This window comes from Rhizobium sp. Nf11,1, from assembly GCF_050587665.1.
Taxonomy (GTDB): domain Bacteria; phylum Pseudomonadota; class Alphaproteobacteria; order Rhizobiales; family Rhizobiaceae; genus Rhizobium.
The window spans coordinates 52,068-75,177 of the sequence record NZ_JBOBHU010000018.1; the positions used below are offsets into that span (position 1 = coordinate 52,068).

Annotated in this window: 19 protein-coding genes; 3 read left to right on the plus strand and 16 right to left on the minus strand. The window is 62.2% G+C overall.

Annotation, left to right across the window (positions count from 1 at the left end):
* The first annotated feature begins 51 nt into the window (after window positions 1-51).
* Window positions 52-723 (plus strand): DsbA family oxidoreductase, encoded by a 672-nt coding sequence (locus ACQ7C1_RS23420; RefSeq protein ID WP_430959967.1) that lies wholly within the window; start codon window positions 52-54, stop codon window positions 721-723.
* A gap of 54 nt (window positions 724-777) precedes the next feature.
* Entirely contained in the window at window positions 778-1,062 is a 285-nt protein-coding gene (locus tag ACQ7C1_RS23425; protein ID WP_430959968.1) for a GrpB family protein, read from the plus strand.
* A 38-nt stretch (window positions 1,063-1,100) separates the two neighbouring features.
* On the opposite strand, the gene ACQ7C1_RS23430 is transcribed toward ACQ7C1_RS23425, so the two are convergent.
* The 3 genes from ACQ7C1_RS23430 to ACQ7C1_RS23440 are packed head-to-tail and all read right to left on the minus strand — an operon-like array spanning window position 1,101 to window position 5,389.
* Window positions 1,101-1,568 (minus strand): OsmC family protein, encoded by a 468-nt coding sequence (locus tag ACQ7C1_RS23430; RefSeq protein WP_430959969.1) that lies wholly within the window; start codon window positions 1,566-1,568, stop codon window positions 1,101-1,103.
* A 12-nt stretch (window positions 1,569-1,580) separates the two neighbouring features.
* The gene (mfd, locus tag ACQ7C1_RS23435; RefSeq protein WP_430959970.1) at window positions 1,581-5,087 is read right to left on the minus strand and encodes a transcription-repair coupling factor; all 3,507 of its coding nucleotides are present in this window, start codon (window positions 5,085-5,087) and stop codon (window positions 1,581-1,583) included.
* Window positions 5,084-5,389 carry a succinate dehydrogenase assembly factor 2 gene (locus tag ACQ7C1_RS23440; protein WP_097601123.1) on the minus strand — a complete coding sequence of 102 codons (306 nt, stop codon included), beginning with the start codon at window positions 5,387-5,389 and terminating at the stop codon, window positions 5,084-5,086. The genes mfd and ACQ7C1_RS23440 overlap by 4 nt, the downstream gene beginning before the upstream one ends.
* Before the next feature lie 92 nt (window positions 5,390-5,481).
* On the opposite strand from ACQ7C1_RS23440, the gene recG reads away from it, so the two are divergent.
* A complete protein-coding gene (gene recG, locus ACQ7C1_RS23445) occupies window positions 5,482-7,587 on the plus strand; it encodes an ATP-dependent DNA helicase RecG (RefSeq protein WP_430959971.1) in 2,106 nt (701 codons plus the stop codon).
* A gap of 66 nt (window positions 7,588-7,653) precedes the next feature.
* Here recG and ACQ7C1_RS23450 read toward each other — a convergent pair whose 3' ends face one another.
* The 13 genes from ACQ7C1_RS23450 to ACQ7C1_RS23510 form a co-directional block, all read right to left on the minus strand.
* Complete coding sequence (locus ACQ7C1_RS23450; protein ID WP_085778152.1) at window positions 7,654-8,361, minus strand: DUF502 domain-containing protein; 708 nt, start codon at window positions 8,359-8,361, stop codon at window positions 7,654-7,656.
* A gap of 134 nt (window positions 8,362-8,495) precedes the next feature.
* Window positions 8,496-10,322, minus strand: a complete 1,827-nt coding sequence (gene glmS / locus ACQ7C1_RS23455; protein WP_221157083.1) for a glutamine--fructose-6-phosphate transaminase (isomerizing) — start codon at window positions 10,320-10,322, stop codon at window positions 8,496-8,498.
* 109 nt (window positions 10,323-10,431) lie between these two features.
* Complete coding sequence (gene glmU, locus ACQ7C1_RS23460; protein WP_430959972.1) at window positions 10,432-11,793, minus strand: bifunctional UDP-N-acetylglucosamine diphosphorylase/glucosamine-1-phosphate N-acetyltransferase GlmU; 1,362 nt, start codon at window positions 11,791-11,793, stop codon at window positions 10,432-10,434.
* A gap of 83 nt (window positions 11,794-11,876) precedes the next feature.
* Complete coding sequence (locus ACQ7C1_RS23465) at window positions 11,877-12,653, minus strand: FadR/GntR family transcriptional regulator (protein ID WP_097601127.1); 777 nt, start codon at window positions 12,651-12,653, stop codon at window positions 11,877-11,879.
* 14 nt (window positions 12,654-12,667) lie between these two features.
* Window positions 12,668-13,636, minus strand: coding sequence for a galactofuranose ABC transporter, permease protein YjfF (gene yjfF, locus ACQ7C1_RS23470; protein WP_085778148.1), 969 nt, complete (start codon window positions 13,634-13,636; stop codon window positions 12,668-12,670).
* A gap of 5 nt (window positions 13,637-13,641) precedes the next feature.
* Window positions 13,642-14,646 (minus strand): ABC transporter permease, encoded by a 1,005-nt coding sequence (locus ACQ7C1_RS23475; protein ID WP_085778147.1) that lies wholly within the window; start codon window positions 14,644-14,646, stop codon window positions 13,642-13,644.
* Entirely contained in the window at window positions 14,643-16,166 is a 1,524-nt protein-coding gene (gene ytfR, locus ACQ7C1_RS23480; RefSeq protein ID WP_430959973.1) for a galactofuranose ABC transporter, ATP-binding protein YtfR, read from the minus strand. The genes ACQ7C1_RS23475 and ytfR overlap by 4 nt, the downstream gene beginning before the upstream one ends.
* Window positions 16,167-16,285: 119 nt before the next feature.
* Entirely contained in the window at window positions 16,286-17,248 is a 963-nt protein-coding gene (ytfQ, locus tag ACQ7C1_RS23485; RefSeq protein WP_085778145.1) for a galactofuranose ABC transporter, galactofuranose-binding protein YtfQ, read from the minus strand.
* 142 nt (window positions 17,249-17,390) lie between these two features.
* Complete coding sequence (locus ACQ7C1_RS23490) at window positions 17,391-18,467, minus strand: BMP family ABC transporter substrate-binding protein (protein WP_285195421.1); 1,077 nt, start codon at window positions 18,465-18,467, stop codon at window positions 17,391-17,393.
* Between the two features lie 53 nt (window positions 18,468-18,520).
* A complete protein-coding gene (locus tag ACQ7C1_RS23495) occupies window positions 18,521-19,441 on the minus strand; it encodes an ABC transporter permease (protein ID WP_430959974.1) in 921 nt (306 codons plus the stop codon).
* Complete coding sequence (locus ACQ7C1_RS23500; protein ID WP_430959975.1) at window positions 19,438-20,523, minus strand: ABC transporter permease; 1,086 nt, start codon at window positions 20,521-20,523, stop codon at window positions 19,438-19,440. Before ACQ7C1_RS23500 ends, ACQ7C1_RS23495 begins: the two co-directional genes overlap by 4 nt.
* Window positions 20,513-22,081, minus strand: coding sequence for an ABC transporter ATP-binding protein (locus ACQ7C1_RS23505; protein WP_430959976.1), 1,569 nt, complete (start codon window positions 22,079-22,081; stop codon window positions 20,513-20,515). Before ACQ7C1_RS23505 ends, ACQ7C1_RS23500 begins: the two co-directional genes overlap by 11 nt.
* A 39-nt stretch (window positions 22,082-22,120) precedes the next feature.
* Window positions 22,121-23,101 (minus strand): quinone oxidoreductase family protein, encoded by a 981-nt coding sequence (locus ACQ7C1_RS23510; protein WP_430959977.1) that lies wholly within the window; start codon window positions 23,099-23,101, stop codon window positions 22,121-22,123.
* Window positions 23,102-23,110 lie beyond the last annotated feature (9 nt).

The window sequence follows — 23,110 nt, forward strand, 5'->3', positions numbered from 1 at the left end:
AAACACTTCGGCCCAATGTCTCCTCCGGAGACACACAGAAGGAACATCATCATGGAGCACATCACCATCGACGTCGTCTCGGATGTCGTCTGCCCCTGGTGCTATCTCGGCAAGGCACGGCTGGAACTCGCCATCGCCGAAGTGCAGGACGAGATCGGCGTCGACATTAACTGGCGGCCATACCGGCTCAATCCGGACTACCCGAAGGAAGGCGTCGACCAGAAGAAGGCGCTGGCTGAGAAGCTCGGGGGCGAGGAGCGCGTGGCGCAGGCGCACAAGATGCTGACCGACTACGGTCGCGAAGTCGGCATCGCCTTCGATTTCGCGGCGATCAAGATTGGCCCGAACACGCTCGACGCCCACCGGCTCATCCACTGGGCGATGATCGAAGGCCGCGAGAAGCAGGACAAGGTCGTCACCGCCCTGTTCAAGGCGAATTTCGAGGAAGGCCGCAATGTCGGCGACCATGCGGTGCTGCTCGACATCGCCGAGAAGGCCGGCCTCGACCGGTCGGTCATCGCCTCGCTGCTTGCGTCCAATGCCGATAGCGATCTGATCGTCGCCGAAATCAAGGCGGCACAGGAGATGGGCGTCAACGGCGTGCCGTTCTTCATCTTCGACCAGCAATATGCCGTGAGCGGCGCCCAGACGCCCGATGTGCTGGCAAATGCGCTGCGCGATATCGCCAAGGCGAAGGCCGAGGCGCGATCGGGCCTCAACTGAGGCCGGCTGTGCGGATCGAGATCGAAGAGCCGCGGCAGAGCTGGGTCGAGGATTTTGCGATCCTCAAATCCGCCATCATGGGAGCAGCGCCCGCCGAATCTGCACATCCGCGAGAAAGGCCGTTTCAATCAGCGATATTCTCTTCTTTGCCGCGACTTCCTGCGCGCCCATCCGATAGCGGCAGGCGCCTACGCCCTGATCAAGCAGCGGCTTGCCCAAAGGTTTCCAGACGACGTCGATTTCTACTACGACATCAAGGATCCGGTGTTCGACATCATCATGGACGGCGCCAATGAGTGGGCAAAGCTGATCGGCTGGTCAGAACCGCCAGGCGATTGAAGGCCGCAGGCCTGGTATCGCGTAATTTTTGCGACAGCTCAGCCCAAGACCGGAACGCAGCGCACCTCGGTTTTCACCGAATTGGCGATGAAGCATTCGTCGTGGGCGCGATGATGCAGGGCGTGGAGCTCGCCGAGCGAAGGCTGCTTTTCGCCGCTGAAGACGACATGCGGCTTCAGCGTCACCACGGTCATGGCAAGACGGCCTTCGCTGTTCTTTTCCATGACGCCCTCGGCGGCATCGGTATAGCTGTCGACGCAAAAGCCTTGCTTGGCGGCAATCGACAGGAACCAGAGCATGTGGCAGCTGGAGAGCGAGGCGACGAAAGCCTCCTCCGGATCGACGGCGTCTTCGGCGGAATAGGGCAACGGAACCACATGCGAGGATGAGGACGCCCTCACCTCGATGCCGCCGTCGAAGGTCCAGCGATGGACGCGGCTGTAGCGGTTGTCGGTGAAGATCTCGCCGTTGCGCTGCCAGGCAACCCTCGCGGCATGTGTCGCCATAGCCGTCTCCCTCTATTGCTTGGCCATCTCGGCCAGTTGCGTCATGATGACTGCCGCGCCCTGCAAGCGCTTCTCAGGCGTCGGCAGGTCGCGGGTCAGAAACAGGCTGTGATCGGGGCGAATCTTCGCCATCGTACCCTGCTTGCCGATATAGGCGACGAGATTTGCCGGGTTCGGAAATTCCTTGTTGCGGAACTGCACGACCACACCCTTCGGGCCGGCGTCGAGTTTTTCGACATTTGCGGTGCGGCAGAGCGACTTGATGTAGACGATCTTCAGGAGATGCTGGACTTCGATCGGCATCGGCCCGAAGCGGTCGATCATCTCGGCGCCGAATCCGTCGATTTCCTTGAGTTCGGTAATCTCGCCCAATCGGCGGTAGAGCGCCATACGCAGATGCAGGTCCGGCACGTAACTCTCGGGGATCATCACGGTGGTGCCGACCGAAATTTGCGGCGACCAGCCGGTATCATGGATTTCGTCGACACCCTTGACCTCGGCGACAGCCTCTTCCAGCATCTGCTGATAAAGTTCGAAACCGACCTCCTTGATGTGGCCTGACTGCTCCTCGCCGAGCAGGTTGCCTGCGCCGCGGATATCGAGGTCGTGGCTTGCGAGCTGAAAGCCGGCGCCGAGCGTATCCAGTGACTGCAGCACCTTCAGCCGGCGCTCGGCCGTCGCCGTCAGCACCTTGTTGACCGGCAGGGTAAAGAGCGCGAAAGCGCGCACCTTGGAGCGGCCGACGCGACCGCGCAGCTGATAGAGCTGGGCAAGGCCGAACATATCGGCGCGATGGACGATCAGCGTATTGGCTGTCGGCACGTCGAGGCCGGATTCGACGATGGTTGTGGACAGCAGCACGTCGTAACGGCCTTCATAGAAGGCGTTCATGATGTCTTCCAGTTCGCCGGCCGGCATCTGGCCATGGGCGACGGCGACCTTCAGCTCCGGCACGTCGGACTGCAGGAAGGCGTGCACATCCGCCAGATCGGCAAGCCTCGGGCAGACATAGAAGCTCTGGCCGCCGCGATAGTGCTCGCGCATCAGCGTCTCGCGAATAACTAGGCTGTCGAAGGGCGAGATGAAGGTGCGCACCGCCATGCGATCGACCGGTGGCGTGGTGATCAGCGACAGTTCGCGCACGCCAGTCATGGCGAGCTGCAGCGTGCGCGGGATCGGCGTCGCCGACAGCGTCAGCACATGCACGTCGCTCTTCAGCTCCTTCAGCCGCTCCTTGTGCTTGACGCCGAAATGCTGCTCCTCGTCGATGATCAGCAGGCCGAGATTGGCGAATTTGATGCCGGCGCCGAGCAGCGCATGCGTGCCGACGACGATGTCAGTCTTGCCGTCCGCCACTTCCTTCTTGGTCAGCGCCAGCTCCTTCGATCCGACAAGGCGAGAGGCCTGCTGGACGCGAACCGGCAGGCCGCGGAAACGCTCCGAGAAGGTCTTGAAATGCTGGCGGGCGAGCAAGGTCGTCGGCACGACGACTGCGACCTGGACGCCGTTCATCGCCGCAACGAAAGCGGCGCGCAAGGCCACTTCGGTCTTGCCGAAACCGACATCGCCGCAGACGAGCCGGTCCATCGGCCGGCCGGCGCCGAGGTCGGAACGCACCGCGTCGATGGCGTTGTCCTGGTCCTCGGTCTCGTCATAGGGGAAGCGGGCGGCGAATTCGTCGTAAAGGCCGTCCGGCGCCGTCAGCATCGGCGCATGGCGCGTAAGGCGCTCGGCGGCGATGCGGATCAGCGCATCGGCCATGTCGAGCAGGCGCCGCTTGAGCTTGGCCTTGCGCATCTGCCATGCGCCACCGCCGAGCTTGTCGAGTTGGGCATCGGTGCCCTCGCCGCCGTAGCGCGAGAGAAGATCGATGTTTTCCACCGGCAGGAAGAGTTTGGCCTCGTCGGCATATTGCAGTTCGAGACAGGCATGCGGGGCGCCTGCCGCCTCGATGGTCTTCAGCCCGATGAAACGGCCGATGCCATGTTCGGCATGAACGACGATCGAGCCTTCGTCGAGGCCGGCGACCTCCGAAATGAAATCGGCGGCGCGCTTGCGGCGCTTGGAACGGCGCACCATGCGGTCGCCGAGAATATCCTGCTCGCCGATGACGACGAGATCGCCCGCCTCGAAGCCGGATTCGAGATTGAGCACCGCGGCAGCGGCCTCGCCTTTCTCCAGCGAGCGTATATCCTTCAGCGCCTCGACAGGCTTGACCTTTTCCAGGCCGTGCTCGTTCAGAACCTGCAGCAGGCGCTCCAGCGAACCTTCTGTCCAGGCGGTGATGAGCACCTTCGCGCCGGCGGCGCGGCGGTCGGCGACATGCTTGACGACGACGTCGAAGATGTTGATGCGTTCGGCATCCCCTCCGCCTTCGGCATTCGAGCGAGCCCAGCGCTGGCCCTGGCGGGCGTCGACATTGACGACCCGCCTTGCCTCACCCTCGACCTCGTTGAACGGGCTGATGCGGATCGCGCCGAGTGCGTCGAGGGTTTTGGCGAAGAGTTTGCTGTCGAGATAGAGCTGGCCTGGCGTCACCGGCTTGTAGGGCGTGCCCTGGGCCATCTGGCCTTTGGCCGGCTGACCGGAATTGAGGCGGGCGTCGTAATAGTCGAGGACAAGCTTGGAGCGTTCCTCGGCTGCTTCCCGCACCGTGTGGTCAGTGACGATGCGGAAGCCGCTGAGATAATCGAAGACGGTATCGAGCTTCTCGTAGAAGAGCGGCAGCCAGTGCTCCATGCCGGGATAGCGCCGGCCTTCGGAAACGGCGAGATAAAGCGCATCGTCACGCGTTGTCGCGCCGAAAGCGGAGAGATAGTTCTTGCGGAAGCGGCCGATCGTATCCGGCGTCAGCGTCACCTCGCTCATCGGGTTGAGATCGAGGGAGCGCACCTGGCCGGTGGTGCGCTGGCTGGCGGGATCGAAGCTGCGGATACTCTCCAGCGTATCGCCGAAGAAATCGAGGCGGACCGGCTCTTCCGAACCGGGCACGAAGACATCGAGAATGCCGCCGCGCACGGCATATTCGCCAACTTCGCGAACGGTCGCGACGCGGTCGAAGCCATTGCGCTCCAGACGCCCGGCGAGATCATCCATGCGCAGCTGGTTGCCTGGACGGGCCGAAAAACTCAGGCTTTCGATGACATCATGCGGCGCCACCTTCTGCAGCATGGCGTTGGCGGTGACGAGCACGATCGCGGCATGCGGCTTCTTGCGATGGGCGATGAGGCCGCCGAGTGCGGCAAGCCGGCGCGCCGAGGTATCGGCGCTCGGCGAGACGCGGTCATAGGGCAGACAGTCCCAGGCCGGCAGGGTGAGAACCGGAATGTCGGGGGCGACGAAGCCGAGCATCTGTTCCAGATCGGCCATACGATGGCCGTCCGACATGACATAGGCCACCGGCTCTCCCGCTCGGGCAAGCTCGGCGAGCAGCAGCGGTTCGAGGCCGGCGGGCACATTACCGATCGTCAGCGGCTCGGCAATGGCCGCAAGCTTCTTCGCATCAAAACCAGGGATCATTCCGGCGTCCTGAGGGGCTTGTCGAAATCGGGCTTGTAGGCGGCAAGCCTGGCAAACATCGGAGTCTGGAAACGCTCGGGAACTGGCCAGGTTCCCATAATCCAGCGGACCAGATCATTGTCCTCTTCGGCCATAATCGTTTCGAACTCGTCGAGCTCGGCTTCCGACAGCGTCGCGAGCTCGGCTTCGGCGAACTGGCCGAAAACCAGATCCATCTCGCGGATGCCGCGGTGCCAGCAGCGGAAAAGGATCCGGCGGCGGCGCGGGTCGAGACCGGCACTCGTGAGCGTGACACCTGTCATGGCATTACCTTCCTGTTGATGCGCCTCTATAGACCCTCGAAAGCGGCTTGTCAGCCTTGCCAAGGCGGCATTATTCATCGCATTTTGGCCGCATGCGCCCCGCCATTCTCGATCCGCTGTTTTCTCCTGTTTCGGGCCTTCCGGGCGTCGGCCCGAAGATCGCCGAACTGCTGGTCAAGCTGCTCGGACGCGAGACGCCGGAGGATTGCCGGGTCATCGACCTTTTGTTTCACGCACCCTTCTCGCTGATCGACCGGCGCAATCAGCCGGGGATCGCCCGGGCGCCGCAGGGCGCGATCGTCACCATCACCGCACGTGTCGATCGGCATCAGGTGCCGCCGCGCGGCAAAAGCAATGTCCCCTATCGGGTCTTCCTGCACGACGAGACCGGCGAGCTGACGCTGGTCTTCTTCCGCGGCCAGGCGGCATGGCTGGAAAAGCAGCTGCCCATCGATGCGGAGGTGACGGTCAGCGGCAAGATCGACTGGTTCAACGGCCGCGCCTCGATGGTGCATCCCGACTATATCGTCAAAGCGGAGGAGGCCGAAAGCCTGCCGCTCGTCGAGCCGATCTATCCGCTGACGGCGGGGCTTTCGCCGAAAACGCTGCGCAAGATTGTCGACGCCGCCCTGCCGCGCTTTCCGGAGATGCCGGAATGGATCGACCCGACGCTGACGCAGAAGCAGGGTCTGCCGTCGATCCGTGACAGCTTTCATATGCTGCACGAGCCGCGCGATCCCGCAGATGTCGATCCACAGGCCCCTGCCCGAAGGCGGCTTGCCTATGACGAATTTCTGGCCGGCCAACTGTCGCTCAGCTTGGTGCGCCAGAGGCTGCGCAAAGTGGCGGGCCAGCCGGTGCATGCCACCGGTGCGGTCAGCAGTAAGATCGTGAAGGCGCTGCCCTTCTCGCTCACGTCAAGCCAGAACGATGCGATCGCCGAGATCCTGAAGGACATGGCCGGTCAGGAGCGGATGCTGCGGCTGCTGCAGGGCGATGTCGGCTCCGGCAAGACGCTGGTGGCGCTGATGGCGATGGCGGCGGTGATCGAGGCCGGCGGCCAGGCCGTGCTGATGGCGCCGACCGAAATCCTGGCGCGGCAGCACCACGCGACCATCTCGAAATTCGCCGCCTCCGCCGGCCTCGGCATCGAAGTGCTGACCGGGCGCACCAAAGGGCGCGAACGCGAAGACATCCTGGAACGCATCGGCTCCGGCGCAGCGCAGATCATCATCGGCACGCATGCGCTATTTCAGGAGAGCGTCAGTTACGCAAACCTGATGCTCGCCGTCGTCGACGAGCAGCACCGTTTCGGCGTTCACCAGCGCCTGCGGCTGACGGCGAAGGGCATCTCGCCGCATATGCTTGTCATGACCGCGACGCCTATCCCTCGCACGCTTGTGCTGGCTGCCTTCGGCGACATGGACGTTTCCAAACTCACCGAGAAGCCGGCCGGCCGCAAGCCGATCCAGACAATCACCGTGCCGATGGAACGAACAGGCGAAATCGTCGGGCGGTTGCGGGGGGCGATCGCTGAAGGCAAGAAGGCGTACTGGATCTGCCCGCTGGTCGAGGAGTCCGAAGAACTAGACCTGATGTCGGCGGAGGAGCGGCATGCGACGCTCGTCTCCGCGCTCGGTCCCGATATCGGCCTCATCCACGGTCGTATGAGCGGCGCGGAGAAGGATGCGGCGATGATGGCCTTCAAGAACGGCGAGACCCGCCTTCTCGTCGCCACCACCGTCGTCGAGGTCGGCGTCGACGTGCCGGATGCGACGATCATGGTGATCGAACATGCCGAACGCTTCGGCCTGGCGCAACTGCATCAGCTGCGAGGCCGCGTCGGGCGCGGCGATGAGGCTTCGACCTGCATCCTGCTCTATAAGGGGCCGCTCGGCGAAACCGGCCATTCCCGGCTTTCGATCATGCGGGAGACGGAGGACGGTTTTCGCATCGCCGAAGAGGATCTGAAGCTGCGCGGCGAAGGCGAATTGCTCGGCACAAGGCAATCCGGCACGCCGGGTTTTCGCATTGCCAGCCTCGAGGCGCATGCCGATCTGCTTGAGATTGCTCGTAAGGATGCGGCCTACCTCATTGAGCGCGATCCGGAACTGACCAGCGAAAGAGGACAGGCGATCCGCACCCTGCTCTATCTCTTCCGCCGAGATGAGGCGATCCGGTTTCTGAGAGCAGGATAAAGCGCGCCACTACGCGCCATGCATGGCGTTATCGCAAAACCGCTAAACACTTTTGGGCGACATGCATCAATCAGCCTTGGAAACCGCCACCGGCTTCGGCCGCGGCAAATGCTTCGGCTTCGGCTCGGACTGAGGGATTTCAGGAGCCACGAGCCCGCCTGAGATCAGGAATTTGGCCGCGTCTTCCGGCGACATGTCGAGCAACACGATCTTCTCGCGCGGCACGAAGACGAGGAAACCGGCGGTCGGCACCGGAGTCGGAGGCAGGAAGACCGCGACCATATCCTGGCCCATGGCGTTGAACTTCGAAGCGATCTCGCCCTTGGCATCGGTGGCCACGAAAACCAGCGCCCAGAGGCCGGGACTGGGATATTCGATGAGGCCGACTTTCTTGAAAGAGTTCGACTGCTCCTTCAGCACCGTTTCGAAAATCTGCTTCACGCTTCTATAGATCGTGCGCACCAGCGGCATGCGCTGGACGACCGATTCGCCGAAACCGACGATGCTCTGGCCGATCAGGTTCTTGCCGAGAAAACCGACAACGGTGATCAGCACGACGGCCGTCAGCAGGCCGAAACCGGGAATGGCGAAATTGAGATAGCTTTCCGGATTCCAGCGCGCCGGAATATAGGGCCTGACCCAGCTGTCCGACCAGTGGATGAAGGTCCAGGTCAGCCAGATGGTAATCGCGATCGGCGCGCAGATGATCAGGCCTGCGAGAAAATTATTCCTCAGCCGGGTCGCGACCGGCATTCTGGGGGTGTTGTCGGTCATCTCTCCTGATGAGCTCCATCTCAGTCGTGGACAGGCCGGAACGCCGGCCTTTCCCCCTTGTCCGCACACCAAAATTGCCAGAATTCGAGGGTGCGCACAATATGTTTCGCAGCGAAGACAGCGGCCTTGCAGGCTTATTCCACTGTTACAGATTTCGCCAGGTTGCGCGGCTGATCGACGTCGGTGCCCATGAAAACGGCAGTGTGATAGGCGAGCAGCTGGATCGGCAGCGAAAAGATCATAGGCGCGATGATTTCGTCGACGACAGGCAGGGTAATCGTTGCCATGGTCGGCAGTTTCGAGGCGGCCGCACCCGCGTCGTCGGTGATGAAAATGATGCGGCCGCCGCGGGCTGCGACCTCCTGCATGTTCGAAACGGTCTTTTCGAAGAAGCGGTCGTAAGGGGCAATGACGATGACCGGCATGTTCTCGTCGATCAGCGCTATCGGCCCGTGCTTCAACTCACCGGCGGCATAGCCTTCGGCGTGGATATAGGAAATTTCCTTGAGCTTCAGCGCGCCTTCCATGGCGAGCGGGAAGCTGGTGCCGCGGCCGAGATAGAGCACGTCCCTGCATTTCGACAGTTCACGCGACAGGCTTTCCATCTGCGGCTGGATAAGATTCAGCACCCTGCTCATGATGCGCGGCATCTCGGCGAGATGGCGCACCAGCGCCCTCTCCTCCTCAGCACTCACCGTGCCGCGCGCCTTGCCGGCGCCGATCGCCAGTGACGCCAGCACGGCGAGTTGGCAGGTGAAGGCCTTGGTCGAGGCGACGCCGATTTCGGGACCGGCCATGATCGGGAAGACGGCGTCGGATTCGCGGGCAATCGTCGATTCGCGCACATTGACGACAGCGCCGATCTTCAAGCCGTTGTCGCGGCAATAACGCAGCGATGCCAGCGTATCGGCGGTCTCGCCCGACTGGGAGATGAAGAGTGCGGCCTGCGATGGCGAGAGCGGCATTTCGCGGTAGCGGAATTCGGAGGCGACGTCGATCTCAACAGGCAGGCGGGCATAACGCTCGAACCAGTATTTGCCGACAAGGCCTGCGAGATAGGCGGTGCCGCAGGCCGAAATCGCAAGGCTGCTTGCCGCCTTGAAATCGATCGCGGCGGCATTGGCGCCGATCGTGTTCTCGGCGAAATCCACATAGTGGCTGAGCGCGTGGGAGATCACCTCCGGCTGCTCGTAGATTTCCTTTTCCATGAAATGGCGGTGATTGCCCTTGTCGACGACATAGGCGGTCGCCTGCGAGATCTGGCGGGCTCGTTTGACCGGCTTTCCGGCAAAATCGAGCACGGCGACGCCGTCGCGCGTGATGAGGGCGCAATCGCCGTCGGCCAGATAGGTGATCTCGTTGGTGAAGGGCGAAAGCGCAATCGCATCCGACCCCAGGAACATCTCGCCACGGCCGTAGCCGACGGCAAGCGGCGGGCCTGAGCGGGCGGCCATGATCGTGCCGGGATCGGCCTTGAGCATGACGGCCAGCGCATAGGCGCCGGTCACCCGGTTCAGCATCTTCAACATGGCGGCGCGCGGCTCGAGCCCCTCGCGCAGATATTTCGCCATCAGCTGGGCAACGACTTCGGTATCGGTCTGAGTGTCGAAGACCGCGCCCGCTTCGGTCAGTTCATCGCGAAGCTCGGAGAAATTTTCGATGATGCCGTTATGAACGACGGCCACGCCTTCAACGAAATGCGGATGGGCATTGGTCTCGTTGGGCACGCCGTGTGTTGCCCAGCGCGTATGGGCAATACCGACCGCACCAGGCAACGGTTCGGCGTCGAGGCGCTTTTCCAGATTGAAGAGCTTGCCCTCGGCGCGACGGCGATCCATCACGCCCTCGTGGATGGTAGCGACACCGGCAGAATCATAACCGCGATATTCCAGGCGCTTCAGCGCATCGACCAGGCGCCCGGCGACAGGCTGAGTTCCGACGATCCCCACAATTCCGCACATGCAATATCCCCATAAGGCTTCAATATTGAGGCCAGTCCTAAAGATTTCCGCTTATTTCTCAATCGGCTCCGCGGTCACTTTGAATTTCCGCCGGTTACGCAAAGCGGGCTTAAACCTTGGCCTTCTTCGCCGCCTTTATGGCGAGCGCACGCTCGCGCAACAGCGTCGCGCGGCCGGGCTTGATCTCCTGGCGGGCGCGTCCGAGCGCCAGCGCATCGGCCGGCACGTTGGCGGTGATGACGCTGCCGGAGGCGATATAGGCGCCGTCACCGATCGTCACCGGCGCGACCAGCGAGGAATTGGAGCCGACGAAGGCGTTTTGCCCGATCACCGTTTCGCTCTTGTTGACCCCGTCATAATTGCAGGTGATCGTGCCCGCACCGATATTGCTGCCGGCACCGACGACAGCATCGCCGATATAAGTCAGATGGTTGACCTTGGCGCCCTCGCCGATCCGGCCGTTCTTGACCTCGCAGAAATTGCCGACCTTCGAACCGTTGGCGAGATCGGCACCCGGCCTCAGCCGCGCAAAGGGGCCGACGGTCGCGCCTTCGCTGACATGGGCGCCCTCGATATGCGAGAAGGAGTGGATGATGGCGCCGCTGTCGATCACGGCACCGGGTCCAAAGACCACGTTCGGCTCAATCAGCGCGTCTTGGGCGATGACGGTGTCGTAGGAGAGGAACACCGTTTCCGGCGCGATCATCGTAACGCCTGCGAGCATCATCTCGCGGCGGCGACGCTCCTGCCAAAAGCGTTCGATGACGGCGAGTTCGGCGCGGTTGTTGCAGCCGGTCATCTCGATTTCAGGAGCGTCGACAGCGGTGACGCGGCCACCGAGCGAACGGGCGATCTCGACGAGATCGGTCAGATAGAATTCGCCCTTGGCATTGGCATTACCGATGCGCGAGAGAAGATCGAGCGCCTTGCGGCCGTTGATCGCCATCAATCCGCTGTTGCACCAGGTCACAGCCCGCTCGGCGTCGGTCGCGTCCTTCTCCTCGCGAATGGCGATGAGTTCGCCGTCCTTGACGAGCAGGCGGCCATAGCCGGTCGGCCGGTCGGTATGAAAACCGATGACGACGATGTCGCTGCCGTCGGCGAGTCCCTGGCGGGCGGCCTTGAGCGGCCCGTCGGTCTGGAGCGGCACGTCGCCATAGGTAACGAGGATGTCGTCATAGCCTCTGGCGATGACCTCGCGCGCCGCCAGCACCGCATGGCCAGTGCCGAGGCGTTCCTTCTGCAGACAGGCTTCGATGCCGACACCGTCTATGCTTGCGGCCTTTGCCACCTCCTCGGCATTGCGGCCGACGACGAGGGCGACGGAGGAAATGCCGGCGGAGGCGACCGCCTCGACCACATGGGCGATCATCGGACGGCCGGCGACCGGATGCAGCACTTTCGATTTCGAAGATTTCATCCGCGTGCTGTCACCGGCGGCAAGGATGACGGCAAGACAAGTACGTTCCATGATCTGCTCCGCGAATCCGCGTGATGAGGCGGCTTTTCTGCCTCATACTGCATAATTCCTGAAATCGGAAATCCATTTCAGGGTTAGATTGCGGGTGAAATCGGCCCCAGGACAACAGGAGAGCCGTGGGCCGCGAAGGCCTCGTGCACGTGATCGCGGCCATCCACGATCACGACCTCCATCGCACGCCGAGCCGCGGCACTGTCGCCCGAAACGATGGCATCGACGATGCGCATGTGGGTATCGGCGATATTGGCGAACCCATTTTCGGAGGGCGGCGTGCTGATGCGGAACATGCCGACCAGGGCCGCTTCGATGAGGCTGCCGAGGGTGCGCATGAAAGGATTGTGCGAGGCTTCGGCTATCGCCAGGTGAAAGCGCAGGTCGGCGAGCGCCAGGCTGTCGGCCGTATGCCCGCTGGCCGCCATTTCCTGCGCCAGTTCGCGAAGCGTCTCGATTTCCTCGGTGCTGGCGCGCTCGGCGACGAGACCTGCGGCGAAGGGTTCGACGGCAAGGCGGATATCGTAAAGATGCAGCAGGAATTCTTCCGTCACGCCATTATCGAAGTGCCAGGCGATGATTTCGCTGTCGAACATGTTCCAGAGGGTTTTCTCGGTCACGCGCGTGCCAACCCGCGCCTTGGCGACAACCATACCCTTGGCTGCGAGCGTCTTCATCGTTTCACGCAAGACGGTGCGCGACACCTTGAAGCGTTGAGCCAGTTCGGTATCGCCGGGCAGGATCGAGCCGACCGGATAGGTGCCGGCGACGATTGCCTTGCCGAGCTCGTCGACCACCTGTGCATGGCTCGTCCGGGTTCGGCGCCCTGTCTTGCGTGCCTCGATGAATTTGTTGCGCAAAGGACCCGCCCCCCTCAGGCATACCTCTTGTTCAGGCTGGAAAGGAACAGGATCGCCTTCTGCATCAGAATAAATGCAAATAGCAGCAGGCCAATCAGAATCTTCGTCCACCAGCTCGACAGCGTGCCGTCGAAGGTGATGTAGGTCTGAATGAGTCCCTGGATCAGAATCCCGATCAAGGTTCCCGCCACGAAGCCCGCTCCTCCGGTCAGCAGCGTCCCCCCAATGACCACCGCAGCGATGGCGTCAAGTTCGACGCCGACTGCCGCAAGAGAATATCCTGCAGAGGTGTACAGCGAAAAAACGATTCCGGATAGACCAGCGAGAAAACCCGACAGTGCGTAGATCTGGATCGTCGTGCGGCCGACCGGCACGCCCATCAACCGCGCCGTCTGCGGCCCGCCGCCGAGTGCATAGACGTTGGTGCCGAAGCGGGTGCGGTGGGCGATGAAGATGCCGGCGGCAAAGACCAGAAGCATGACTGCGCCGATCAGCGTCAGCCGGCCACCGCCGGGCAGCCGCCAATAGAGGCTCGTCAGCGTGGAATAATAGTCGTGGTTGATCGGAATACTGTCGATCGAGAGCACGAAGGCGATACCGCGCGCCAGGAACATGCCGGCAAGCGTGACGATGAAGGCCGGCATTTCGAGATAGTGGATGATGGCGCCCATGATGGCGCCGAAGGCGGTGGTGATGACGAGGACCAGCGCAAAGGCAAGCAGCGGATGGATCGAGGTGTTCTGCAGGATCACCGCGAGGAACACGCCGGTGAAGGCGATGACCGAACCGATCGACAGATCGATGCCGCCGGAGATGATGACGAAGGTCATGCCGACGGCGGCAATGCCGAGGAAGGCATTGTCGGTCAGAAGATTGCCGATGACGCGCGTCGACAGCATGTTCGGGTATTGCAGCGTGCAGCCGGCATAAGCGAGCACGAAGATGACGATGGTCGCAAGCAGCGGCAGATATTTGGAGTTCATTTCGGCTACTCCCTTCCGCCCTGCCGGCGGCTGGCGAAGATGGCCAGCGATTGCACCGCCGGAGACTGAATGACGAGGATCACAATGATAATGACCGCCTTGATGATCAGGTTGAACTCCGGCGGAAATCCGGAGGACAGGATGCCGGTGTTGACCGCCTGGATGATCATTGCGCCGATCAGCGAGCCGACAATGCTGAATCTTCCGCCGAGCAGCGAGTTGCCGCCGACGACGACAGCGAGGATGGCATCAAGCTCCAGCCAGAGACCTGCATTGTTGGCGTCGGCGCCCTTGATGTCGGCCGCGACGATGATACCCGCGATCGAGGCGCAAAGCCCGCTCAGCATATAGACCGCCATCAGCAACACCGGTGTTTGAATGCCGGAAAGCGTGCTGGCGCGGCGATTGATGCCGACAGCCTCGAGCAGCATGCCGAGCGCCGTGCGGCGAACGAGCAGGATGACGAGAAGACCGACGAGCAGCCAGATGACAACGGGCATCGGCAGGAGCGCCATGGAGCCGCTGCCGAAGAAGATCAGGCCGTCATCGTTGAACGTCAGGATCGCGCCCTCGGTGATGAGCTGGGCAATGCCGCGGCCGGCAACCATCAGCACCAGCGTGGCAATGATCGGCTGGATGTTGAGGATCGCCACCAAAAAACCGTTCCAGACGCCGCAGGCAAGCCCGATCGCCAATGTCAGCAAAATCGTGTAGGTCACTGAATTTCCGGACACAATCGACGAAGCTGCAACGGCGCCGCAGATGGCGATGACCGCGCCGACCGACAGGTCGATGCCCTTGGTAGCAATCACCAGCGTCATGCCGATCGCCAACAAGGCCACCGGCGCGCCGCGATTGAGCACGTCGATCAGGCTGCCATAGAGGCGTCCATTTTGAACAACGACATTAAAAAACTGCGGCGACGTTATGAAATTCAACAGAAGAATGACTACGAGTGCGATCAGTTGTGGCGCCAGGCGATAGGCCAGCCCATTGCGAGAGGATTTCATGCATCCTCCTTCTTGTGCTCGGCGGCGGCGATGGCATCGACGATACCGGCTGCGGTGATGCGCTCGCCCGTCAATTCGGCGATATGCTGCCTGTCGCGAAGTACGATGACACGTGAACTATAGGCGACAAGCTCTTCAAGTTCCGAGGAAATTACAATCAGTGACATGCCTTCGGCGCAGAGCTGTTCGATGAGCCGGATGATCTCCGCATGGGCGCCGACATCGATGCCGCGGGTTGGCTCGTCGAGGATGAGAAACTTGGGATTGGTTGCCAGCCAGCGGGCGAGGATCGCCTTCTGCTGATTGCCGCCGGAGAGCAGCCGGATCGGTTTTTCACGGTCGGTGGTGCGGATATCGAGCGCTTTGATATAGCGGTCGGCGAGCGCGTTCTGCTCGGCGCGCGACAGCGGCCGGGTCCAGCCGCGGCGAGCCTGCAGCGCCAGTGCGATATTTTCCCTGATCGAAAGGTCGCCGACGATGCCATCGGTCTTGCGGTCCTCCGGGCAGAAGCCGAAACCTTTTTCGATTGCGGCGCGCGGGCTGGAAAGGGTGACGGGCTGGCCGTCGATCGTCGCACTGCCGCTATCGGCATGTTCGACGCCGAAGAGCAGCTCGGCGGTTTCGGTGCGCCCGGAACCAAGCAGCCCTGCCACGCCGACCACCTCGCCGGCGCGCACATCGAGATCGAAGGGCTTGACCTTGCCGCGTTTGCCGTAGCCGGAAAAGCGGTACCGGACCTCGCCCGCCGCGATGCTGCGTTCCCCGACCGCCTCTTCGGCCTGGGCAAGCTCGCGGCCGAGCATCATGGCGATCAGACCCTGGCGCGGCAACTCGGCGGCGTCACGGGTGCCGACGAGCTTGCCGTTGCGCAGCACGGTGATGCGATCGCTGATCGCATAGACCTGCTCGAGGAAATGGGTGATGAAGACAATGCCGAGGCCACGCTTCTTCAGGTCCTCAATGATGCGAAAGAGCAGCGCCACTTCCTGGTTGTCCAGGCTTGCCGTCGGCTCATCCAATATCAGCACCTTGCCGGAGAGATCGACGGCACGGGCGATGGCGACGACCTGCTGGACGGCGACGGAGAAACGGGCGAGTTCGGCGGTGACGTCAATATCGATGCCGTAACCGGCGAGCAGTTCGCGCGCCTTGCGGTTCATCGCACGCACGTCGGTCATGCCGAAACGCCTCGGCTGGCGTCCGAGAAAGAGGTTTTCAGCGACGCTTAGATTGGCGAGGAGGTTGACCTCCTGATAAACGGTCCCGATACCGAGTTTCTGGGCAGCGAGCGTATTGGCCGGATTGATTTCCAGGCCGTCGAGCATCAGGCTGCCGCCGTCGCGATGATAGGCGCCGGTGATGCACTTGATCAGCGTCGATTTTCCGGCGCCGTTCTCGCCGAGAAGCGCATGAACCTCCCCGCGGCGCAGCGTGAAATCAACCTTATCAAGGGCGACGGCGCCGGGAAAGAACTTGGATATAGCCGAGGCTGCGAGAATATTCTCGTTATTGTGAACCATGAGGGCTGCTGTGTCCTGATATTGCGCCGTGCGCCCGCGCCAAGACAGGGCTGCCGCCCGATCCGGCACCGGCAGTTCCGCACCGGCCCATTGTGGGCCAGTGCGGTTGCAGGTTCAAATCAGTAGCCCTGACCCTTCTTCTCTTCGTAGACCTTCATCGGATTGTCGGCCGGCGTGTAGAGCTTGGACTCGGTCTGGATCCACTTCGGCGGAGCCTTCTTGTCCTTCAGATAGGCTTCGAGCGCGTCGAAGGCAGGACCAGCCATGTTCGGCGTCAGCTCGACGGTGGCGTTGGACTCGCCTTCCGACATCGCCTTGAAAATATCCGGCACGGCGTCGATAGAGACGACAAGGATATCCTTGCCGGGCTTCAGGCCGGCTTCCTTGATCGCCTGGATGGCGCCGACGGCCATGTCGTCGTTGTGGGCATAGAGCGCGCAGATGTCCTTGCCGCCATTTTCGGCCTTCAGGAAGCTTTCCATGACTTCCTTGCCCTTGGTGCGGGTGAAGTCACCGGTCTGGCTGCGAACGATCTTGAGGTTGTCGTGGCCGGCAAGAGCTTCTTCGAAGCCCTTCTTGCGGGCGATCGCCGGCGAGGAACCGGTGGTGCCCTGCAGTTCGACGACATTGCACTTCTTGTCGCCGACGGTCTTCACCAGGAAGTCGCCTGCGACCTTGCCTTCATGAACGAGGTCCGAGGTCACGGCCGTCAGGTAAAGATCGTCCGGAGCCTTGATGGTGCGGTCGAGAAGGATGACCGGGATCTTGGCTTCCTTGGCTTCCTTCAGAACGTCGTCCCAGCCGGTTTCAACAACCGGAGCGATCAGAATGGCATCAACGCCCTGAGCAATGAAGGAGCGCAATGCCTTGATCTGATTTTCCTGCTTCTGCTGCGCGTCGGCAAACTTCAGATCGATGCCGCGCTTCTTTGCCTGTTCTTTGGTGACAGTGGTTTCAGCCGCACGCCAGCCCGATTCCGAGCCGATCTGCGAGAAGCCGACCGTCAAGCCGCCGGCCGAAGCCGAACCGAACATGCAGGCAGCAAGAACCGTGGCACTCAAAAGTGCAGTCTTCAATTTCATGATATCCTCCCAATGCCGCTCCTTCGCGGCGCAGGGTCAAAAAATCATATAGTATTACTTTTGGCAATCACTTTTTTTAGCGTTCCAGCAGAAAAAAGGGCGCCCGCCAGGACGCCCTTGGAAGTTGCAGAAGCCGGGGGAATTATTGCGCCGGCAGCTTGTCGTCGACACCTTCGACATAGAAGTTCATGCCGAGCAGGGTGGCGTCATCTGCCTTCTCGCCCGCCTTCAGCCACGGCGTGCCGTCCTGCTTGTTGATCGGACCGGTGAAGGGATGCAACTCGCCCGATTTGATCTTGGCTTCGGTTTCCTCGGCCATCTTCTTCACATCGTCAGGCATGTTGGTGTACGGCGCCATCTTCAGAATGCCGTCCTTTAGGCCGTCCCAGCTCTGTTCCGACTTCCAGGTGCCGTCGAGGAGCGCGTGAACGCGTTTGGAGTAGTAAGCGCCCCAGGTGTCGACGATCGCTGTCAGTTGCGCCTTCGGGCCGGCTGCGATCATGTCGGACGCCTGACCGAAGGCGTGGATGCCGCGTTCTTCGGCAACCTGCATCGGCGCTGTCGTATCGGTGTGCTGCGTCAAGACGTCGACTCCCTGGTCGACCATCGCCTTGGCCGCATCGGCTTCCTTGCCTGGGTCGAACCAGGTGTTGACCCAGATGACCTTCAGCTTGAAGCTCGGATCAATCGACCTAGCGCCCTGCTCGAAGGAGTTGATGCCCATCACCACTTCGGGAATCGGGAACGAAGCGATGTAGGCGGCGCCGTGATTCTTCGAGGTCTTGGCGGCGATCTGGCCGAGGATGTAGCGGCCTTCATAGAATCGCGAGTTGTAGGTCGCGAGATTCGGGCCAGTCTTGTAGCCGGTGCCATGCTCGAACTTGACCTTCGGGAATTTGGCTGCGACCTTAACCGTCGCATCCATGAAGCCGAAGGACGTGGTGAAGATCAGCTTGCAGCCGGAGCGGGCCAGACGTTCGATGGCGCGCTCGGCGTCCGGACCTTCCGGCACGTTTTCGAGATAAGGCGTTTCGATCTTGTCGCCGAATTCGGCCTGGACCTGCTGGCGGCCGAGATCGTGGGCCTGCGAATAGCCGCCATCGGTGTGCGAACCGACATAGACGAAGCAGACCTTCGTCTTCTCCGCGGCCTGAGCGGCGGAGGAAATGCCGATCAGGGCGGCGGCCGAGGCGGCGAGTGCAAATGCGAACTTCTTCATGGTTACCCCTGTTGGTTTGAAGTTATTGCGGAAACCCGTCCTTGTGTCGTTGTCTATCGCTCCGGCACGAAGGCCTTCCCAAGCGATGCGGGCGTGTTGATCAACGTCGTGCGCCGATTATGGGAAATGATGATGAGAACCACAATAGTCGCGGCATAGGGCAGCATCGAAAGGAACTGCGCGGGAATTCCGAGACCGAAGGCCTGCGCGTGCAACTGCAGGATGGTGACCGCGCCGAAGAGATATCCGCCGGCAAAAACCCGCCATGGCCGCCAGGAGGCGAAAACGACAAGCGCCAGGGTGATCCAGCCGCGGCCGGCCGACATGTTCTCCGCCCATTGCGGCGTGTAGACGAGCGAGAGCTGCGCGCCGGCAAGACCGGCGCAGGCGCCGCCGAACATCACCGCCAGGTAACGCGTGCGGATGACACCGATGCCGAGCGTATGGGCCGACGTATGACTGTCGCCGATCGCTCTCAGTTTCAGCCCGGCCCGGCTGCGGAACAGGAACCAGCTGACGCCGATCACAAGTGCAATCGACAGGTAGAAGATCAGATCCTGCCTGAACAGAACATGGCCGATGACGGGAATATCCGACAGGACGGGAATGACGATCTCTTCGAGGCGAATGCCGGGAACGCTGACATAGGGCTCGCCGAGCATGCCCGATGCGCCGAGGCCGAGAAGCGTAAGCGCCAGTCCCGTCGCCACCTGATTGGCCACCAGCGTCAGCGTCAGGAAGGCGAACAGCAGCGAGAACAGCGCACCTGTCGCTATGCCGCAGATGATCCCGACATAGGGCGAGCCCGACGTCTGCGCGCCGGCAAAAGCGGCGACTGCGCCCATAATCATCATGCCTTCGACGCCGAGGTTCAGAACGCCGGAGCGCTCCGTCACCAGTTCGCCAAGCGCGGCGATGACCAGCGGCGTCGAGGCAGTGATAACGGTCAGCAGAATGGCTTCGAAGATGCTCATGCTCCCACGCCCCTGACCCGCGACCAGACGATGCGGAGTTTGTAGTAGATCAGCGTATCGCAGGAGAGCACGAAGAAGAGCAGCAGGCCCTGGAAGACGCGGGTGACCTTGTCGGAGACGCCGAGCGACAGCTGCGCCGCTTCGCCGCCGAGATAGGTCAGCGCCAGCACCAGGCCGGACGCGATGATGCCGAGCGGATTGAGCCGGCCGAGGAAGGCGACGATGATGGCGGTGAAGCCGTAGCCCGGCGAGATGGCGGGCTGCAGGTGGCCGATCGAACCGGAGACCTCAGAGATTCCGGCAAGGCCGGCAAGCGCGCCCGAGAAGAGGAAACTAAACCAGATCATCTTCTTCGACGAGAAGCCGGCAAAGCGCCCTGCCCGCTCCGACTGGCCGAGCACGACGATCTCGAAACCTTTGAGCGTATAGCGCAGCATGAACCAGACGCCGATCGCCGCGATGATGGCAAAGATGAAGGCCCAATGGGCCCGACCCGATTCCTCCCAGATCGCCGGCAGCACCGCTTCCGGCGCGAAATCCCGTGACACCGGGAAGTTGAAGCCCTGCGGATCGCGCCAGGCGCCGCGCACCAGCCAATCGAGGAAGAGCTGGGCAATATAGACCAGCATCAGCGATGTCAGGATTTCGTTGGTGTTGAAATGGGCCTTCAACAGCGCCGGAATGGCGGCAAAAAGTGCGCCGCCCAGCGCGCCGAGCAGCAGCATCAACGGCAGGGCGAGAGGCGAATGCCAGTCGTAGAAGACGATCGGCAGATAGGACCCGGTGATGGCGCCGATGGTGAACTGCCCTTCGGCGCCGATGTTCCAGTTGTTCGAGCGGTAACTGACGGCAAGGCCGACGGCGATGAGGATCAGCGGTGCTGCCTTGATCGCCAGCTCGTGCAGCGACCAGACCTCGAGCAGCGGCTCGACAAAGAATGCATCGAGCGCCTCGACCGGATCCTTGCCGAGTATGGCGAACATGATGGCGCCGAAGGCGAGCGTCAGGGCAAGGGCCAGGAGCGGCGAGACGAAAGCGAAGAGCTTCGAGACGTCGGGACGTTTTTCCAGTTCAATGCGCATGGGCAGTCTCCGCGGCCGAACTGCCTTCATGCAGGCCGCCCATCAGCAGGCCGATCTTTTCGCGGGTCAGTTCGCCGGCCGGATAGGGCCGGGAAAGGCGCCCCTCGGAGATGACGGCGATATCGGTTGCCACTTCGAAGATTTCGTCGAGGTCCTGGCTGATGACGACGACGGCGGAGCCGGCCTTTGCAAGATCGACGAGCGCCTGGCGAATGCGGCTTGCCGCCCCCGCATCGACGCCCCAGGTCGGCTGGTTGACGACGAGCACGGCCGGCTGGCGGTCGAGCTCGCGGCCGACGATGAATTTCTGCAGATTGCCGCCGGAGAGCGAGCCGGCGGCGGGATCGTCACCGCTCTTGCGGACGTCCATCGCTTCGGAAATGCGCCGCGCCGCAGACTTGACCGCGCCCTGCCTGATGATGCCGAGCACGCCCAGAAAGGCTTTGCGATCCGACTGACTGCGGGCCAGCACCAGATTGTCGGAAAGCTTCATGGCGGAAACGGCAGCGTGCCCGTGCCGCTCCTCCGGCACGAAACCGGCGCCAAGCAGGCGGCGGGCGGTAATGCCCTGAGTGCCCACGGGCTTCTTGCGGATGATGATCGCTTCGGCTGAGGCAACCGGATACTCGCCGGACAACGCGTCGAACAACTCGCTCTGGCCGTTGCCAGCGACCCCGGCAATCGCGAGGATCTCGCCTGCACGCACCGTCATGGAGACGTCGCGCAGCGGCATGGCAAAGGGGGTGCGCGCGGCAACCGACAGGTTCGAAACGGCAAGCTGCACCTCGCCCCTGTCGCTGCGCTCCGGATGGGTAACAGTCGCCACCTCGCTGCCGACCATCATGCGGGCGAGCGAGGCAGGCGTTTCCTGCCTGGGATCGCAGGCGCCGGTCACCCGGCCATGGCGCAGTACGGTGGCGCGATCGCAGATGCGCTGCACCTCCTCCAGACGGTGGCTGATATAGAGAACCGAGCGCCCCTCGGCGCGCAACTTGAACAGCGTCTCGAACAGCCTGTCGGCCTCCTGCGGCGTCAGCACCGAGGTCGGCTCGTCGAGAATGATCAGCTTCGGGTTCTGCAGCAGCGCCCGGACGATCTCGATGCGCTGGCGCTCGCCGACCGAGAGATCGGCGACATGGGCATGCGGATCGAGCGGCAGGCCGTAGGTGACCGACAGCGCCCTCGCCTCCTCGGCAATGTGGTCGATCGGGATGGCGTCATCGAGCGATAGCGCGATGTTTTCGGCCACCGTGAGGGCCTCGAACAGTGAGAAATGCTGGAAGACCATGCCGATGCCGTGTTTGCGGGCTTCGCCCGGCGAGGCGATGACGACAGGGCTGCCTTCCCAAAGGATCTGCCCGTGCGTCGGCTCGAGAACACCGAACAGCATCTTGACCAAGGTGGACTTGCCTGCGCCATTTTCGCCGAGAAGCGCATGAATTTCGCCCGGCGCTATGTCGAGATCGATGTCATTGCAAGCGGCAAAGCCACCGAAAAACTTCGTCAGCTTCTGGACGGATAACAACGCACCGGAATCCGGCACATTCAATGCAGACACGTTCCCCTCATTTCTTCTGCCAACCGGTCCGTTCGGATCTCATGTAATCAGCAGCGTCGTTCCTGTCGTTTTTCTCGCTTCCAGATCCGCGTGAGCCTGCCCAACCTCGCGCAGCGGATAGGTTTGGTTGACATTGATACGCACTTTGTTGCTTTGCACAACATCAAATAGCGCCTTTGCACTATCGTCCAATTCCTGACGCGTGGCGATATAGGTGAAGAGCGTCGGGCGCGTCGCAAAGAGCGACCCTTTCTGGGCCAGCATGGCGAGGGTGAAATTCTCGATCGGCCCGGAAGATTGGCCGAAGGAGGCAAAAAGGCCGCGCGTCTTCAGACAATCGAGCGACTGTGGAAAAGTATCGCGGCCGATCGAATCATAGACGACATCGACACCCTTGCCGCCCGTTATCTCGCGGACGCGGCCGACGAAATCCTCGCTCTTATAGTTGATCACATGGTCGTAGCCGTGGGCGAGCGCCAGCTCGACCTTCTCCTTGGATCCAGCCGTGCCGATGACCGTGGCGCCGAGCGCCTTCGCCCACTGGCCCGCGATCAGACCGACTCCGCCGGCTGCGGCATGGAACAGAAGGACGGTCTGAGGGCCGACCTTGAAGGTGCGGTTCAAGAGATATTCGGCGGTCATGCCTTTCAGCATCATCGCCGCTGCCGTTTCGAGCTCGATGCCGTCAGGCACATGCACCAGATGGCGGGCCTCGATATTGCGCTCGGCGCTATAGGCGCCGTCGGCGCTGGCATAGGCGACCCGGTCGCCAGGCCTGAAATCCGTAACACCGGGGCCGACTGCCGTGACGGTGCCGGCGCCCTCCTTGCCGGTGACAAAGGGAAGGTGCGGCACCTTATAGGAGCCGTTGCGAAAGTAGACATCGATGAAGTTGAGGCCGATCGCCGCCTGCCGGATCTGCACCTCCCCGGCCGCGGGCTGGGGAAGATCGACTTCGACAAAGTCGAAGACATCAGGTCCGCCCGTCTTCGAAAATGAAACCGCCTGCGTTTTCGTCATCTTGGCTGT